General features: G+C 73.8%; 15 protein-coding genes. 3 read left to right on the top strand and 12 right to left on the bottom strand.

All coding sequences use genetic code 11. The annotated features are described in order from the left end of the window. Positions 1-45 precede the first annotated feature (45 nt). From KME75_RS04185 to KME75_RS04150, 8 genes are all read right to left on the bottom strand, one after another. A complete protein-coding gene (locus KME75_RS04185) occupies positions 46-1587 on the bottom strand; it encodes a bifunctional uroporphyrinogen-III C-methyltransferase/uroporphyrinogen-III synthase (protein WP_219413183.1) in 1542 nt (513 codons plus the stop codon). Beyond that, positions 1584-2531 (bottom strand): hydroxymethylbilane synthase, encoded by a 948-nt coding sequence (hemC, locus tag KME75_RS04180; protein ID WP_219413182.1) that lies wholly within the window; start codon positions 2529-2531, stop codon positions 1584-1586. Before hemC ends, KME75_RS04185 begins: the two co-directional genes overlap by 4 nt. Beyond that, positions 2528-3901 (bottom strand): glutamyl-tRNA reductase, encoded by a 1374-nt coding sequence (locus tag KME75_RS04175; protein WP_219413181.1) that lies wholly within the window; start codon positions 3899-3901, stop codon positions 2528-2530. The genes hemC and KME75_RS04175 overlap by 4 nt, the downstream gene beginning before the upstream one ends. Further along, positions 3898-4644, bottom strand: coding sequence for a redox-sensing transcriptional repressor Rex (locus KME75_RS04170; RefSeq protein WP_308282541.1), 747 nt, complete (start codon positions 4642-4644; stop codon positions 3898-3900). Before KME75_RS04170 ends, KME75_RS04175 begins: the two co-directional genes overlap by 4 nt. A 308-nt stretch (positions 4645-4952) precedes the next feature. Further along, positions 4953-5648, bottom strand: coding sequence for a fasciclin domain-containing protein (locus KME75_RS04165; RefSeq protein ID WP_219413179.1), 696 nt, complete (start codon positions 5646-5648; stop codon positions 4953-4955). A gap of 182 nt (positions 5649-5830) precedes the next feature. Continuing rightward, positions 5831-7420 (bottom strand): molybdopterin-dependent oxidoreductase, encoded by a 1590-nt coding sequence (locus KME75_RS04160; protein WP_219413178.1) that lies wholly within the window; start codon positions 7418-7420, stop codon positions 5831-5833. 183 nt (positions 7421-7603) lie between these two features. Continuing rightward, the gene (locus KME75_RS04155) at positions 7604-7855 is read right to left on the bottom strand and encodes a glutaredoxin family protein (RefSeq protein ID WP_219413177.1); all 252 of its coding nucleotides are present in this window, start codon (positions 7853-7855) and stop codon (positions 7604-7606) included. Next, positions 7852-9420, bottom strand: coding sequence for an AMP-binding protein (locus KME75_RS04150; protein WP_219413176.1), 1569 nt, complete (start codon positions 9418-9420; stop codon positions 7852-7854). Before KME75_RS04150 ends, KME75_RS04155 begins: the two co-directional genes overlap by 4 nt. Before the next feature lie 474 nt (positions 9421-9894). Between KME75_RS04150 and KME75_RS42585 the strand changes: the two genes are divergently transcribed. From KME75_RS42585 to KME75_RS04135, 3 genes are all read left to right on the top strand, one after another. Next, complete coding sequence (locus tag KME75_RS42585; protein ID WP_372452559.1) at positions 9895-10641, top strand: sigma-70 family RNA polymerase sigma factor; 747 nt, start codon at positions 9895-9897, stop codon at positions 10639-10641. A 187-nt stretch (positions 10642-10828) separates the two neighbouring features. Further along, positions 10829-12229 (top strand): DUF5667 domain-containing protein, encoded by a 1401-nt coding sequence (locus KME75_RS04140; protein WP_219413175.1) that lies wholly within the window; start codon positions 10829-10831, stop codon positions 12227-12229. Positions 12230-12462: 233 nt separating this feature from the next. Then, entirely contained in the window at positions 12463-13335 is an 873-nt protein-coding gene (locus KME75_RS04135; RefSeq protein ID WP_308282545.1) for an HAD family hydrolase, read from the top strand. A gap of 99 nt (positions 13336-13434) precedes the next feature. On the opposite strand, the gene KME75_RS04130 is transcribed toward KME75_RS04135, so the two are convergent. From KME75_RS04130 to KME75_RS04115, 4 genes are all read right to left on the bottom strand, one after another. Continuing rightward, on the bottom strand, positions 13435-14421 hold the full coding sequence (locus tag KME75_RS04130; RefSeq protein ID WP_308282540.1) for a lysophospholipid acyltransferase family protein: 987 nt from the start codon (positions 14419-14421) through the stop codon (positions 13435-13437). A gap of 20 nt (positions 14422-14441) precedes the next feature. Continuing rightward, positions 14442-15479: an NAD-dependent epimerase/dehydratase family protein gene (locus tag KME75_RS04125; RefSeq protein WP_219413173.1), complete on the bottom strand. Its 1038-nt coding sequence runs from the start codon at positions 15477-15479 to the stop codon at positions 14442-14444. Between the two features lie 188 nt (positions 15480-15667). Next, a complete protein-coding gene (locus tag KME75_RS04120) occupies positions 15668-15769 on the bottom strand; it encodes a 30S ribosomal protein bS22 (RefSeq protein ID WP_219413172.1) in 102 nt (33 codons plus the stop codon). A gap of 209 nt (positions 15770-15978) precedes the next feature. Next, a complete protein-coding gene (locus KME75_RS04115; RefSeq protein ID WP_219413171.1) occupies positions 15979-16188 on the bottom strand; it encodes a helix-turn-helix domain-containing protein in 210 nt (69 codons plus the stop codon). Positions 16189-16350 lie beyond the last annotated feature (162 nt).

Below are 16350 nucleotides of genomic sequence, written 5' to 3'. Positions count from 1 at the left end.
CCCCGCCCCGAACGCCAGAGGGGAGCGGACCCGCGGCGGCACCAATCAGCGGCGGCGGGCCTTGGCCTTCCGCGGGGGCGGGAGGGCGCCCTCGGCGCGCAGCCGCGCCGCGTGGGCGGCCAGCGCGTCGACCAGCGCGGGGACGCGGGCCTCCTCCGGCTGCACGTCCACACGGAGGCCGAACTCGCGGGCGGTCTCGGCCGTCTGCGGGCCGATGCACGCGACGATCGTGCGAGCGTGCGGCTTCCCGGCGATGCCGACCAGGTTCCGCACCGTGGACGACGAGGTGAAGCACACCGCGTCGAACCCGCCGGTCTTGATCGCCTCACGGATCGGGGCAGGCGGCGGCGCCGCGCGCACCGTGCGGTACGCGGTGACGTCGTCGATCTCCCAGCCGCGGTCGCGGAGGCCTGCAGCGAGGGTCTCGGTGGCGATGTCGGCCCGCGGCAGCAGGACGCGGTCCACCGGGTCGAGGACGTCGTCGTGCGGCGGGAAGATCTCCAGCAGCCCCTCCGACGAGGACTCCTGCGACTCCTGGATCGAGGGCACCAGCTCCGGGACGATGCCGAAGCTGCGCACCTTCTCGGCGGTCGCCGTGCCGACGCAGGCGATCTTGACGCCGGAGAACGCGCGGGCGTCGAGCCCGAACTCGGCGAACTTCTCCCACACCGCACGCACCGCGTTGGTGGAGGTGAAGACCACCCACTGGTAGCGGCCGTCGACCAGGCCCTTGACCGCGCGCTCCATCTGCGTGGGCGAGCGCGGGGGCTCGACGGCGATCGTCGGCACCTCCTCGGCGGTGGCGCCGTGGATCCCCAGCCGGTCGCTCATCACGCCGGCCTGGTCCTTCGTGCGCGGCACCAGCACCCGCCAGCCGTACAGCGCGCGCGACTCCCACCAGGACAGCTCGCCGCGCAGCCCCACCTGGTCGCCCACGGTGAGCACGAGCGGGCCCTCCAGGTCGGCCGCCTGCTGCGCCATCGTGCCGAGCGTGGCCTGCACGGTCTTCTGCGTGGTGGCGGTGCCGCTCACGGTGACCGCGACCGGGGTCTGCGCAGCGAGCCCGTGCTCGGTGAGCGCGGCGGCCGCCTCCGCCAGGTGCGACGCGGTGGCGTGCAGCACGAGCGGGCCGGGTGCGGCGGCGAGCCGGGCCCAGTCCACTCCCGTCCGGACGTCGGCCTCGATGTGGGCCGAGCCCAGCGGCACGCCGGCGTAGGCCGGGACGGCGGTGGTGGCCGGGACACCGGGCACGACGTCGAACGGCACGCCGGCGCCCGCGACCGCGACCGCCTCGGCCACCACAGAGTCGGTGGTCAGCGGGTCGCCGCTGATCAGCCGCGTGACGGTGCGGCCGGACCGGGCCTCCTCGACGAGGTCCCGCGCGACGTCGGCGGGCTCGCCCACCGCGGGGCGCACCTCGGCGCCCTCGGCCACGAGCGCGAGGATCACCTCGGGGACGTCCGCGTCGGTGACGACCAGCGGGGCGCTGCCGAGGGCCTCCCTGGCGCGCACGGTCAGCAGGCCGGAGTCGCCGGGGCCACTGCCCACGAAGGCGACCCGTCCCGGGGTGGTAGGTGCTCGGTTCATCTCGGAACTCCCGATCCAGCGGTTCTGGGCAGGGCGTCGAGGCCCCCCATGTCGAGCAGCTCGGCGGCCAGCGCGGCTCCGAGCTTCTCGGCGTCGTCCATGTCTCCGGTGACGGAGGCGCGCAGCAGCCCTCCGTCGGTCGTGCCGACCACGGCGCGCAGCGACACGCGGTCGACCGCACGTCCCTCGTCGTCCAGGTCGGACACCACGTCGGCCAGCGCGCCGACCGGCGCGCTGCAGCCTGCTTCCAGGGTCGCCAGCACCGCGCGTTCGGCGGTGACGGCGGCCCGGGTGAACCCGTCGTCCAGTGCGGCGGTGAGCGCGCGGGCCAGCTCGAGGTCGACGGCCCGGCACTCGATGGCCAACGCCCCCTGCGCGGGCGCCGACAGCATCTGCACGGGGTCGAGCAGCTCGGTGGCCTCGTCGATCCGGCCGAGCCTGCGCAGCCCGGCCGCGGCCACGACGACGGCGTCGAGCTCCCCGGAGCGGACCTTGCCGATCCGGGTGTCGACGTTGCCGCGGATCGCGACGACCTCCAGCCCGAGGCCCAGCGCCTCGAGCTGCGCTGCGCGCCGCGGCGAGCCGGTGCCGACCCGCGCCCCGGCGGGCAGCTCGCCGAGGACCAACCCGTCGCGGGCGACGAGCGCGTCGCGGGGGTCCTCCCGCTGCGGGACGGCCGCGAGACGCAGCAGCGGGTCGGGGGCCGTGGGCAGGTCCTTGTAGGAGTGCACCGCCACGTCGACCTCGCCCCGGTGCAGGGCGTCGCGCAGCGCCGAGACGAACACGCCGACGCCGAGCTGGGCGACGGGCGCACTCGAGCGGTCGCCGGACGTACTGATCTCGACGAGCTCGACGGCGTGCCCCGCCGCGCGGAGCCGGTCGGCGATCTGGCCGGTCTGCGCCATGGCGAGGGCGCTGGGCCGGGTACCGATGCGAAGGGTCATCGGCCGTGCTCCTCTGTCGCGGGGAATTCGGGCCGGGCCTCCAGCGCGGCGAGGACGTCCCCACTGCGCTGGACGGCCACCGCGGCCGGCGTCTGCGGGTCGAGCTCGAACAGGGCGCGCAGCGCGGCGGCGTAGCTGTCGCCGTCGGGCCCCTCGGCGAGCCGCTTGACCTGCACGGTAGGGGTGTGCAGCAGCTTGTCGACGACGCGGCGGACGCTGCGGCCGAACTCCTCGCGCACCCGCGCGTCGAGGTCGGGCAGCCGCGAGTCGAGCCGCAGCAGCTCGGCGTCGATCACCTCGGAGGCGCGCCTGCGCAGCGCCGTGACGGTGGGGGTGACCTCGGCGGAGCGCTGAGCGGCGAGGTAGGCCTGCGCCTCGTCGGCCACGAGCTCCTGGGCAGCGGCGACGGCGGCACCGCGCTCGCCGACGGCGAGCCTGCGCTGCAGCGCGATCAGGTCGATCACGGTGACGCCGGGCAACACCGCGACGCTCCCGTCGACGTCGCGCGGGAGGCCGAGGTCGCAGACGGCGAGCGGCCGTCCGCCCCGTCCGGCGACGGCGGCGGCCACGGCGGCGTGCTCGACGACGGTGCCGACAGCCCCGGTGCAGGCGACCATCAGGTCGGCGGCGGCCAGCTCGGTCGTCAGCGCGTCGAGGCCGGCGGCGCGGGCGGGCGTGCCCTGCTCGGCGGTGATCTCGGCCAGGCGCTCGGCGCGCTCCGGCGAGCGGTTCAGTACCACGATCTCGGCGACGCCGGCGCGGCGCAGGTGCGCCGCGGCGAGGCCGCCCATCGCGCCCGCCCCGACGAGCACGGCACGACGACCTGCGAGGTCCCCGCCGAGGGCGGTCTCGGCGTCGGCGAGTGCCTCGGACACGACGGAGGCACCGGCGGCGTCGATCCCGGTGCTCGCGTGCACCAGCTTGCCGACGCGCAGCGCCTGCTGGGCGAGCTCGTGCAGCATCCGGCCGACGGTGCCCGCCTCGTCGGCGGCGGCGTAGGCGGTGCGCAGCTGGCCGAGGATCTGGGCCTCGCCGACGACCATCGAGTCGAGGCCCGAGGAGACGGCGAACAGGTGCTGCACGGCCGACCCGGCGTAGTGCACGTACACGTGCTCGGTCAGCTCGGGCAGCGGCATCCCCGCGTGCCGCGAGAGCACCGCGGAGACGTCGGCGAGGCCGCCGTGGAACGCGTCGACGACGGCGTAGACCTCGATGCGGTTGCACGTGGACAGCAGCACGGCCTCGGACACGTGTGATCCGCGCAGCAGCTCGTCGAGCAGCTTCGGCACCTCGCCCGACCCGACGGCGGCGCGCTCCAGCACCTCCACCGGCGCGCTCCGGTGCGACAGCCCCACCACCAGCACACTCACGACACGAACCCTCCAGACCCGATCACCGCATGCCCGTTGACCTCCGGAGCGGCAGCACCGGCGGCACCGGCGAGGTGCTTGCGGGCCACGTGGAAGGCCAGGATCTGCAGTTCGACGGCCAGATCGACCTTGCGAACCTCGACCTCACCGGGCACCTGCAGGACGACCGGCGCGAAGTTCAGGATGCACCGCACGCCGCACTCCACGAGCAGGTCGCACACGGCCTGTGCGGCCGGGCCGGGGGTCGCGATCAACCCGATCGTGACGCCCCGCTCGGCGCACACCTGCGGGATCGACCGGACGTGCTCGACGAGGATGCCGTTGATGTGGATCCCGACGAGGTCCGGGTCGACGTCGAACAGCGCGACCACCGGGAAGCCGCGCCCGCCGAACCCGCCGTAGCCCGCGAGCGCGTGGCCCAGGTTGCCGACCCCGACCACCGCGACGGCCTGCCGGTGGTTGAGCCCGAGCGTGCGCTCCAGCTGGCGGACCAGTGCGGCCACCTCGTAGCCGACGCCGCGGATGCCGTAGGACCCGATGTAGGACAGGTCCTTGCGCAGCTTCGCGGGGTTGACCCCGGTGGCGGCGGCGAGCTCGTCGCTGGAGACGGTCTCCGCGCCCTGCTCGGCGAGCTCGCCGAGCATCCGGAGGTAGACGGCGAGCCGGGCGACGCTGGCTTCGGGAATGGACCGCAGCCTCTCGGCGGCCGTATCCTCGGAGCCGGCCTGCGGCGGCGTGCTCACGACGGTTGCGTCTCCTCGGTGATGCGTGACGGGCGGCCGACGGCCACACCGCACAGCCGGATGTACCGATGGGGTACCCCGGGTTCGGGCGTTGACGGCGACTGGATTACACGGTAGTCGCTTGTGAAGGCATGCACAAAGTTGCGATCATGAACGGGATCGTGCTCGCGCGGCCTGCTCGCAGCCCGCACCAGTGGTCGCTTCGGAAGGCCCGCTCGGCGCAGCCGCGCCGGTTCCGGACAACGCAGCAGGGGCGGCCCCGGAATCCCGGGACCGCCCCTGCGGACGTGCTGCGTACTACCCGATGATCAGCTCGCGGCCGGCATCAGCACATTGTCGATCACGAACACGGTGGCGTTCGCGGTGGGGATGTTGCCGCAGAGCACGTTGACCGTGTTGCCCATGGCGTCGGTCAGCGTGGGGGCGTCGGCGGTGCCGCCGATGGTCACCTCGCCGCCGTTCAGCATGGTCGTGGTGCCGGCCTCGACCAGGCCCTCGGCGTCGTAGCGGGTGTCGGTGACGTGGTACTGCAGGATCGGGGCGAGCTGGTCGGGGTTGGCGACCAGAGTGTTGACGGTCTCCTCACCCAGCGCCTCGAACGCTCCGTTGTACGGCGCGTAGACGGTCAGCGCCTCGGCGGAGTTCAGCGTGTCGGCGAGCCCGTCGACGGCCCCGACCGCCGTGACCAGAGTCGAGAGGAGCGGGTTGTTCGACGCGGCGGTGGCCACCGGGTCATCGACCATGCCCTCGGCCGACCCCTCGCCCTCGGTCGGGACCTGGTCGCAGGCCGGGCCGAAGATGTCGGAGGTCTGGGTGACCCCGTCGCCACCCGCGGCGGCCATGTCCGACGTCGGCGCGGCAGCGCTGCTGGTGGCCGCCGTGTCGCCGCCCGTGTCGGCACCGGCACCGGTGTCGGCCGGCTGCTCGGAGCCGCCACAGGCCGCCAGCGCCACGGTCAGGGCCGCCATCGTGCCGACGGCGGCCAGTCGCTGGATCTTTCGCACGTGTTCCTCCTCGAGCACGGCCCGGTAGATCCGGGCCTGTCATCAGAACCTTCGGCTTCGAGCCAAAGGCAGTTCACTTACAGTGTGTAACGATTCGACTACGGCCGCGGGGCGGGCTGCCGGGATCATCCAAGCGTCGCCCGCAGCTGCGCCAGTCGGAGGAGCTATTTAGGTCGAACGGGCTAGGATGCGACCCGGATGATGAGGGACGGCCAGCCCGACGCGCCGTCCGGGATCGGGGGCACTCGTACCTCGGTCTGGGTGACCCCGTTGCGGTCCGTCGCCCGCGACTGGATGGTGTGGCTGCCCGGAGCGAGGTCGAGCGCGATGTGCCACATCCGCCACGTGTCGGTGTTCACCGGCGCCCCGAGCTCGGCCTCCTGCCAGGGCCCGCCGTCCACCCGGACCTCCACCTTGCTGATCCCGACCGGCTGGGACCAGGCGATCCCCGCGACGGTCACCCGCCCGGCGGGCACCTCCTCGAACGCCCGCGGGCTGTCAATCCGGGACTGCGTCTTGATCGGGGCGCGCTGCGCCCACCCGCGCTGCAGCCAGTAGCTCTGCTTGGCGTCGAAGGTGGTGACCTCCAGGTCGGTGAGCCACTTCGTCGCCGACACGAACCCGTACAGCCCCGGCACCACCATCCGCACCGGGAACCCGTGCTCGGGCGGCAGCGCCTCCCCGTTCATCCCGATCGCGAGCATGGAGTCGCGGCCCTCCTCCATCACGACGTCGACCGGAGTGCCCGCCGTCCACCCGTCGATGCTCGTGGAGAACAGCTGTTCCGCGTCCGGGCGGACCCCGGCCTCGAGCAGCAGCTCCCGCAGGTCCACCCCGATGAAGTTCGCGGTGGAGATGTACGGCCCGCCCACCTCGTTGGACACGCAGGTCAACGTGATCGCCCGCTCGACGAGCGGACGGGCGAGCAAGTCGTCGAAGGTGAGCGTCAGCTCCTCGTCCACCATCCCGTGGATGCGCATCGACCAGTCCTGCGCGGCCTGGGTCGGGATCCGCAGCGCCACGTCGACGCGGTAGAAGTCCGGGTTCGGCGTGAGAAACGTCGGCGTCCCGAGCCCCGGGAACGCCGCGTCCGGCGGGATCGCCGGGGCCCGCTCGACCAGCCCGGCCCGCGCGAGCTGCGCGGTGACCGTCTGCCGGGAGTTCGTGACCCCGCCGCCGAGCAGCACGCCGCCCGCCGCGGCGCCGAGCGACGCCACACCGACCGCGGCGGACGACCCGATCAGGACGTTGCGCCGCGACACCCCGGCGCCGGACGCGGGCTGCTCGGGCCCCTCGGTCGTGCGGAGCGCCAGGCCGTGCAGCAGACGGAACACACCGACGCCCACGACCAGCGACACCGCAGGCGCCACCAGGTCGAGCGGCGCGAAGGCGGGCGCGAACAGCACCGCGAGGAAACCCAGCACACCCAGCACCGCCACGACGACGACGCCCGGGGTCGGGCTCCGGCGGGACGCGATGCCGGCCGCGGCGGCGATGATCGCGATGACCACGCCCATCCCGGCGAGCAGGATCGGCTTGTCGGCCGTGCCGAACGTCGTCTTGGCGAACTCCGTGAGCCACTGCGGGGACAGCCGGATCACCCAGTCGCCCACCGCGAGGTAGGGCGACGACGACGGCGAGACGATGGCCGCCACCAGGTGCCCGGCAGCGAGCGCGGCCCCGACTGCCAGCACCCCGATCGCGGCGGCCCACCCCAGGGGGACGCCGGGCCGTGCCGGTCGGGTGGTGTGCGGTGCTGCTGTGGCGCTCACGTCAAGAGGTTCGTCCGCCCGGCGGTTGCGGTTCACGTGCGCGGCCCCACAGCCCGACTCGCGCACCCTCACAGCCCGACTCGCGCACCCTCACAGCCCGACTCGCGCACCCTCACAGCCCGACTCGCGGGGGAACGGCACCGCTTCCGCGAGTCGGGCGATCCGGGCGTGCGAGTCGCGCGATCAGGACTGCAGGGCCGCCCGCAGCCGCTGTTCCTCGACCCGCCAGAAGCCGTGCTCGCGCCCGTCCACCTCGATGACGGGCACGCGGTCGCCGTACTCCGCCCGCAGCTCCGGGTCGGAGTCGACGTCGACGGCCGTCCAGCCCTGGCCGAGATCGCCGCAGATCCGGGCCACGTCGGCCTCGGCGGCCACGCACGCGGTGCACCCGGCGCGCGTGTAGACCGTGACCCGCGGGCTCGGTGGCGTGGTCACGACCGCCCCGCCAGCTGCCGGCGCGCCACCTTGCCGGTCGGCGTCCTCGGCAGCGCATCGATGAACTCGATCACCGTGGGCACCTTGAACCGGGCCAGCCGCTCGACGCAGTGCGCCCGCACCTCGTCCTCGGTGAGCTCCGCGCCGCCCGTCAGCACGAGCACGGCCTTGACCGCCTCCCCGGACCGCTCGTCCGGCACGCCCACGACCGCGGCCTCCGCCACCCCCGGCAGCTCGGCGAGCACCTGCTCGACCTCGCGCGGGTAGACGTTGAACCCGTTGACGATCACGAGGTCGGAGGACCGGTCGACGAGGTGCAGGTCGCCGTCGGCGTCGAGGAACCCGACGTCGGCGGTGACGAACCAGCCGTCGGCGTCCGGACCGCCCGCCCCGCCGGGCCAGTAGCCGGAGAACAGGTTGGGCCCGCGCACCGCGACCAGCCCGGTGTCCTGGGCCGGGTCGAACACGTCGTCGGCGATCTCCTCGGGGTCCGGCTCGGGCACCGTGTCGATCGGCCTGCCGTCGGGGTCGACCAGGCGCAGCTCGACGCCCGGCAGCGCGCGGCCCACCGACCCCGGCTTCGCGACCCCGCCGATGGCGGTGGTGGTGACCACCGGGCCGGCCTCGGTGAGCCCGTAGCCCTCGTAGATCGGCAGCCCGGTGGCCGCCCGGAAGTCCGCGAGCAGCTGCGGCGGCAGCGGCGCCCCGCCCGAGGTGCACAGCCGCAGCCCTGCGGTGGCGCTCCGCAGCCGGTCGGGCGGCAGGTCGAGCAGCGACCGGAACATCGTCGGCACCGCCGCGACGCCGCTCACCCGCTGCTCCACGAGCACCGCGGCGACGTGCTCGGGTTCGAACCGCTCGGTGATCACCGCGGTGGCCCCGGCCCAGCAGACCTGGAGGAAGCCCGCCGCCAGGCCGAAGACGTGGAACAGCGGCAGCGAGAGCAGCACGCGGTCCACCGGGGTCACCGGCGCCGGGCGCAGCGCCGCCGCCTGCTCCCGGTTGGCGAGCACCGCCCGGTGGGAGAGGCGGACACCGCGCGGGCTCCCCGTGGTGCCCGATGTGTAGATCAGCAGGGCGATGTCATCACCCCCCCGGGCGACCTGCGGCGCCTGCTCGTCCGTGCGCGCCGTGACGTCCGGCGGCGGGAGCACGGCGCCCGCCACGGTCGCGGCGCACCGGACGGCGTCGCCGTCACCCTCCGCAGTCACGACCGCGGCGGGCCGGCAGTCGTCGGTGACGATCTCCAGCTCGCGCGCGACGGCGATCGGACCGAGCGGCACGGCGATCGCGCCGGCGCGCAATGCGCCGAGCACCGCCACACAGAACGCCGCGCCGTTGCCGAGCCGGACGAGCACCCGATCGCCCGCCGTGACGCCCGCGGCGGCCAGGCGGACGGCCTCCGCGGTGACTGCGCCGTCGAGGACCTCCCAGCTGAGGGTGTTTCCGCTGGTCACGTCCACGATCGCGGGGTGCTCGGGCACCCGGGAGGCGGCCCGGGTCACCAGGTCGGCCACCGACTCCGGTGCCCGCTCCTCGGGGTTCTCACGGCTCGTGCTGTCCACGGTTCTCCAGGGATCGGCGCGGCTGTCGGAGCTGACCGGCGCTGCTCGCAGGCCTTCGGCCGAGATGGCCTGGCTCCGAGTCTGGCACGAACCGGGCGGCGCGGCGGCGATGACGCTCGGCGCACCCCGGGCAACCTCCGTCCACGACGACAGGCGGTCACCGATGACGTTGACCGCGCGTAGTCGTCCGCTCACCGGAACATGCCCACGGCGAGCGGTGGTGCGTGTTTCGCCACACCTGGGCGGCCGTATGCTCCGCCGCTACAGCCGACCTAACGCCCCGACGCACCGATCCGTCGCGAGTCTCACCCAAGGGAGTGGCATGCAGCCTGTTGTTGTCAGCACACCGCGGGCCGTCCCGCGGGGTCCTGTCCGACACGGCTGCGAGGCTCGCCGGGAGCCATGACCCACCCGATGCGCCCCCGGCTGCTCCCCACCGACGCCCCCCGCCGCCCGGCGGGTGGAGAGGTACAGATGCCCCCGACCACCGCTCCCCCCGGCCCGCCGGTACCCCGGCAGCGACCGCACAGCCCGGTCGAGTCGCCGGCGCCGTCCGACCACCCGGCGGCAACCGCTCCCCCCGACCGGCGCGCCGACGCCGCCGACGTCGCCGCAGGCCCCGACGATGCCGTGACCGCCGGCGCCCACGCCGGAGAAGCGGCTGACCACCCCGACGAGACCGGCGCCTGGGCGCTGGTCAAGGCCTCCCAGGCCGGGGACATGGTCGCCTTCGGCGAGCTGTTCGACCGGTACTACGACGTGGTCTACCGCTACGTCCTGTTCCGGATGGGCGACCGCACGCTGGCCGAGGACGTCACGCAGGAGACGTTCGTCCGCGCCCTGCGCCGGATCACCTCGGTGAGCTACCAGGGTCGCGACATCGGGGCCTGGTTCGTCACGATCGCCCGCAACCTGATCTTCGACCACGTGAAGTCGAGCCGGTACCGGCTCGAGCAGACCACCAGCGAGATCGTCGAGCTCTCGCCGAGCACCGGTGGCCCGGAGCAGCAGGTGCTCGACGGCGCCACGAACGACGAGCTCCTGCGGTGCGTCCGCAAGCTGAACCCCGACCAGCAGGAATGCATCCAGCTCCGCTTCCTGCAGGGCCTGTCCGTCGCCGAAACGGCGCGGATCATGGACCGCAACGAGGGGGCCGTCAAGGCCCTGCAGCACCGGGCGGTCCGTCGGCTCGCCCAGCTGCTTCCGGAGGGGCTGCGATGACCGAACACGCCATCGTCGGAACAAGCCCCGGCGTTACGGGTGCGACGAACGAACGACTCGATGCGGTGAACGGTCCTCAGCCCGTAACCGGCCGGGTCCTGGCTCGTTGTACGGCTGAACGTCGCGTCGCGCACCACCGCCACGGCGCGAGGACAGACAGCGCAGGGATGCAGTGAGGACGGCCAACATGCCCGCCGCACAGGGCAAGGACGCAGAGCGGTTCGACGCCGCCGTGGAGCTCGGGACACCCCCGGGCGCCGCAGGCGACGCCGAGCTCGCGCGGGATCTGGAGATCGTGGCGATGCTGCGGTCCCGGGGAGCGGCCTCCGCGCCGGACGCTGACGCCAAGGCGCGCGCCAAGCAGCGGCTCATGGCCGCGCTCGCCGCCGACCCGGGCGAGGCGGGCGACGCGCCGGACGGACCGCGACCGCCCGTGGAGTCGGCGGCCGAGCGGACCGCGCCCATCGGACGGATCCGCGAGACCCCCTTCGCCGCAGCGCGCGACGACGTCGACGCCACGGCCGTGACCGCGCGCATGGCGCCGGTGACCGAACACCCGGACGGCGGCGACGCGCCGGAGGCGGGCGGTGGGGGCACCCCCGGCAAGCTGAGCCGGCCGGGGCGTCGGGCCCGGCACAGCATGCCGAGCCGGCCCAGCGGTGCGCCCCGCGGCTCCCGGCGACCCGGTCAGGGCAGCATGCGCAGGCGCACCGCCTTCGTCGGCGCCGCCGCGCTCGTCATGATGGTCGTGCTGACCGGGGCTGGGATCTTCGCGAGCCGCGACGCGCTCCCGGGCGACGCGCTCTACGGGATCAAGCGCGCCGCCGAGTCGGCAGGCCTCGCCCTCACGTTCGACGACACGGAGCGGGCCCAGCGGCACCTGGAGATGGCCACCACCCGGCTGGACGAGGTGGAGCGGCTGGTCCGGGGCGGTTCGACCGTCGACCCCGAGCTCGTCACGTCCGCCATCCAGGAGTTCGACGTCGCGACCGACGAGGGCTCGCGGATGTTGCTGAGCACGCAGGACGCGGGCGACCCGGCCGCACTGGACGACCTGCACTCGTGGGCGGGCGCGCAGTCCGACCGGCTGGCCGAGCTGCGCCCGGTACTGCCCGCCCCGGCCACGGACGACGCCGACACCGCCATCGCCCAGCTCGAGCAGCTCGCCGGTCGCACCGCCCAGGCCGACACGGGCGTGTCCGCACCGGGCAGCCCCGACCCGGGCACCTCCGGCTCCGCCGACGCGACCGGCGGCGCCGAGGACGGCACCACGGACGAGCCCGACGCGGGGAGCTCCACCACCCCGGACGGCTCGGAGGCACCCTCCGGCTCGGCCACGAGCACTCCTGGCTCCGAGGAGGACGAGGACCGCGGTGGCGGCGGCCTGCTCCCCGACCTCGGTCGCGACGACGAGTCGTCGGAGGCCGAGTCCTCCGAGACCCCCGACGGGCAGTCGACGACGCCCACCACCACCACGGCACCGGGTTCGGCGGAGGAGGACCCGCAGATCTCGGTGCCGCTCCCGCTGCTGCCGCCGATCACGCTCCCCCCGCTGCTCCCGGGCATGCCGGGGATCACGATCGGCTGACGCGGCAACCAACGGGACGTGCGCCGGAGGCCGCCGTGGGACGTCGTCCCGAGGCGGCCTCGGTGTCTTCCCGGGCGGTCGTGACCACACCCGTCGACCGGGTGCGCCGCCAGTAGGCTGGAACGACACGTCCCCCATCCGGAGGCCCGCAGGTGGTAGGAGAAGAAGAGCGGCCCGAGCCCCTCACGCCCACCGGTGACGGCGAGCTGACCGGAGCCACGGAGTCGCCCGGCGTGCTCGACTCCGCCACCGCCGCCGATCCGGCGGTCCGGGCCGGCGAGGCGGCTGCCGCCGCGGCGGTCGCGGCCGGGGACAGCGGGCCACCGGAGGTTCCTCCCACCGACCTCACGGCCGCCGCCTTCTTCGACGTCGACAACACGATGATGATCGGCGCCTCGATCTTCCACTTCGCCCGCGGACTCGCCGCCCGGAAGTTCTTCACCACCGCCGACCTCCTCGGTTTCGCCTGGCAGCAGTTCAAGTTCCGGGCGGGCGGTCGCGAGACCAAGTACTCGACGACGACCGGCCGCGACACCGCGCTGTCCTTCGTCGCGGGCCGCCCGGTCGCGGAGATCACCGAGCTGGGCGAGGAGATCTACGACGAGCTGATGGCCGACCGGATCTGGGCGGGCACCCGCGCGCTCGCGCAGATGCACCTCGACGCCGGGCAGCGCGTCTGGCTCGTCACGGCCACCCCCGTCGAGCTCGCCCTCATCATCGCGCGCAGGCTGGGCCTCACCGGTGCGTTGGGCACCGTCGCGGAGAGCGTCGACGGGCACTACACCGGGCGCCTCGTCGGCGAGATCCTGCACGGGCCCGCCAAGGCCCACGCGGTGCGTGCCCTCGCCGTCACCGAGGGGCTGGACCTGCGCCGCTGCACCGCCTACTCCGACTCGGTCAACGACGTGCCGATGCTCTCGGCGGTCGGCACGGCCGTCGCCGTCAACCCCGACTCGGAGCTGCGCGACGTCGCGAAGGAGCGCGGCTGGCAGATCCGCGACTTCCGCACCGGTCGCAAGGCGGCGAGGATCGGCGTGCCCTCGGTGCTGGGCGCCGGCGCCGTGGCCGGCGCGGTGGCGGCAGGCCTGGCGTACCGGAAGCGCTGAGCCGCGTCGGGAAACGCCAGCAAGGTGGCAATACTGTCACTGGATGGCAGTATTGCCACCTTGATTGCACGACGGGTGGCGCGAGCGGACGCCTGACGTTCAGCCGAGGAAGGCGTTGCGGCGCTGGCTCAGCAGCCGGTAGAGGGTGTGCTGGATCGTCTCGCGCACCTGGTCGGTGAGGTTGAACACCGTCATCGGGTCGTCGGCCTCGGCCGCGCCGATCGTGTCGGTGCGGATCGGCTCGCCGAACTCGATGTACCACTTCGACGGCAGCGGGATCAGGCCCAGCGGACCGAGCAGCGGGAACAGCGGTGTGACCGGGAAGTACGGGGCTCCGAACAGCCGGGCGAGCGGCTTCAGATCGCCGATCTTGGGATAGATCTCCTCGGCGCCCACGATCGCGCACGGGATGATCGGCACGCCGGTGCGCAGAGCGGCCGACACGAACCCGCCCCGCCCGAACCGCTGCAGCTTGTAGCGGTCCCGGAACGGCTTGCCGATGCCCTTGAAGCCCTCCGGCCACACCCCCACGAGCTCGCCGCTCGACAGCAGCCGCTCGGCGTCCGGACTGCAGGCCAGCGTGCTGCCCTGCTTGCGGGCGAGCGGGCCCATCACCGGCAGCCGGAACATCAGGTCGGCGCCGAGCATCCGCAGGTGCCGCTGCGCCGGGTGGTCGTCGTGCAGGGCCACCGAGGCCATCAGCGAGTCCAGCGGCAGCGTGCCGGAGTGGTTGGCCACCACGAGGGCACCACCCTCGTCGGGTACGTGGTGCATACCGATCGTCTCGACCCGGAACCACTTCTCGTACAGCGGGCGCAGCGCGGGCAGGAGCAGGTTGTCGGTGAGGTCGGCGTCGAACCCGAACTCGTCGACCGCATAGTCGCCCGACAGCCGCCTGCGCAGGAACGCCAGCGCGTTGACGAGCGCGTCCTCCCACTCCGGCCCCTCCGGATCAGCGGTCGGGGGCGGCCCCTGCTCGCCGGCGTCGGAGGCATCGGCCGCGGGGCGGGACGCGCCGTCGAGCCGCCAACGCGCACGGCCGCCTGCGCCGTCGGCGTGCAGCGGGATGACGCGGGCCTCGGACACGCCGGCCTCCTTCCGCGGGGTCATCGCACGGCCCTGGCCAGGGCGAGCAGGCCACGCTCCAGCGACTCGACCTGCTCGGGCCCGAGCACGGGCCGCAGCGCGCGGCCGCGCACGTAGTCGTCGAACGCCTGCACCGTGGTCCAGCGCGGCGTGAACCCGAACTGGCGGCGCAGCCTCCCGTTGTCGACCACCCGGCCGAAGTTCAGCAGCCGCATCTGCTCGGGGGAGAAGTCGACCAGGCGGGCGCTGCGGAAGAGCCGGCTCACCGGGCCGACGGCCGGGCTCGGCACCGGCAGCGGGACGCGACCGGCCCGTCGGATGGCCTGCGACAGCAGGAGCACCCCGTCGGCGGCGACGTTGAAGACGCCCGGGATCTCCTGGCTGGCGGCGCGCTCGAGGACCGCGAGCCCGTCCTCCTCGTGGATCAGCTGCACGCGCGCGTCGTAGCCGAGCACGGTGGGCACCACGGGCAGCGCGAAGTAGCGGGTGAACACGGTGTCGATGCGGGGGCCGATGAAGTTGGCGAACCGCAGCACCGTGACCGAGACGTCGGGGCGACGGCGGGCGAAGCCGCGCAGGTAGCCCTCGATCTCCGCCGCGTCCTTGGCGTAGCCCCCGGACGGGAGGTCCTTGGGCGTCATGGTCTCGTTGAACAGCGCCGGGTCGCGCGGGCTGGAACCGTAGACGGCCGTGGTGGACTTGAGCACCATCCGCCGCACCGACGGCGCCTTCTGGCACGCCGCGAGCAGCTGCATCGTGCCGATGACGTTCATCTCCTTCATCGTCACCCGGCCCCCGGACGAGCCGGGGTTGGCCGAGAGCGACGCGTGGACGACGGTGTCGACCGACGCGTGGGAAATGACCTTGCTGATCAGCGGGTTGCGGATGTCGGCGCGCACGAACTCGGCGCGCCCCATCCGGCGCAGCAGATCCCGGGGCGGCGGCACGGTGTCGACGCCGAGGACGCGATCGATGTCGGGGTTCGCCGCGAGACGAGCGGCGAGGTGACCACCGAGGAAGCGACTGACCCCGGTGACGAGCACGACGGACGGCGTCACAGGCCTACCCCAGGGATGCGGACGGATGCGGCGAGTGACCGATGCTAGTCCCCGCGGCGCGCCCGCGGGCAACTCACGGACTAGACGTGTGCCACGGCGAGCCGAATCATCGACACAGCGCCTGCGCGAAGCGCAGGCCCAGCGAGGAGCCGTGGCGCGGCCGGCGGGTCACCACCGGCCGCCGCACGTCACTTGCCGAGCCTGCGACGCTGCACGCGGGTCTTGCGAAGGAGCTTGCGGTGCTTCTTCTTCGACATCCGCTTGCGGCGCTTCTTGATGACTGAGCCCATGCGTCGGGACCCTTCCTGGTCGTGGTACGGCCCGTGCGGGCCGCTCATGCGGTGGGGATGCCCGGCCGGAGAGCGTGCGACGAGCGCACGCGTGGCCGGGCGAGGACCGGGGGCCCACTCTACCGGGGGGTTCCCGCCGCCCCGCGCCCACCGCTGCGGAACGACCGGCTCGCGCCGACGTCCGCCCGGACGGGGTACGCCCGGGAGGCTCAGCCGGCGTCGAAGTAGGCGTTGCGGAGGTACTCCTCCACGGCCCGCTTGGGCACCCGGAAGGAGCGGCCGACCCGGGCGGCGGGCAGATCGCCCCCGTGCACCAGGCGGTACACGGTCATCTTCGAGACCCGCATCATCGACGCGACCTCGGCCACGGTCAGGAACTGCACCTGAGCGAGGTGGATCTCAGAGGGCTCGGACGGCATCCGATCACCGCTTTCGTGGTCGCACCGGACGTCCCCGGCTCCGCGGTCGGGCACGCGCCTGATGTTCCCGGTGAGCTTAGCGGTGCGCCTGTGACGACTTCGACAGGCCACTCACTCCGCGGTGGAGTTCAGTTCCGCGTCAGGGTGATGCATCTCGCCCGA

The organism is Pseudonocardia nigra (genome assembly GCF_019396355.1).
GTDB classification, from domain to species: domain Bacteria; phylum Actinomycetota; class Actinomycetes; order Mycobacteriales; family Pseudonocardiaceae; genus Pseudonocardia; species Pseudonocardia nigra.
The sequence above is the reverse complement of the archived record's forward strand: the minus strand, read 5'-3'. Positions and strand labels throughout refer to the sequence as shown.

Bases quoted from the DNA above. Each gene is read 5' to 3' on its own strand.
- KME75_RS04185 (WP_219413183.1), bottom strand. From the start codon at position 1,587: ATGAACCGAGCACCTACCACCCCGGGACGGGTCGCCTTCGTGGGCAGT.
- hemC (WP_219413182.1), bottom strand. From the start codon at position 2,531: ATGACCCTTCGCATCGGTACCCGGCCCAGCGCCCTCGCCATGGCGCAG.
- KME75_RS42585 (WP_372452559.1), top strand. From the start codon at position 9,895: ATGCCCCCGACCACCGCTCCCCCCGGCCCGCCGGTACCCCGGCAGCGA.
- KME75_RS04140 (WP_219413175.1), top strand. From the start codon at position 10,829: ATGCCCGCCGCACAGGGCAAGGACGCAGAGCGGTTCGACGCCGCCGTG.
- KME75_RS04120 (WP_219413172.1), bottom strand. From the start codon at position 15,769: ATGGGCTCAGTCATCAAGAAGCGCCGCAAGCGGATGTCGAAGAAGAAG.
- KME75_RS04115 (WP_219413171.1), bottom strand. From the start codon at position 16,188: ATGCCGTCCGAGCCCTCTGAGATCCACCTCGCTCAGGTGCAGTTCCTG.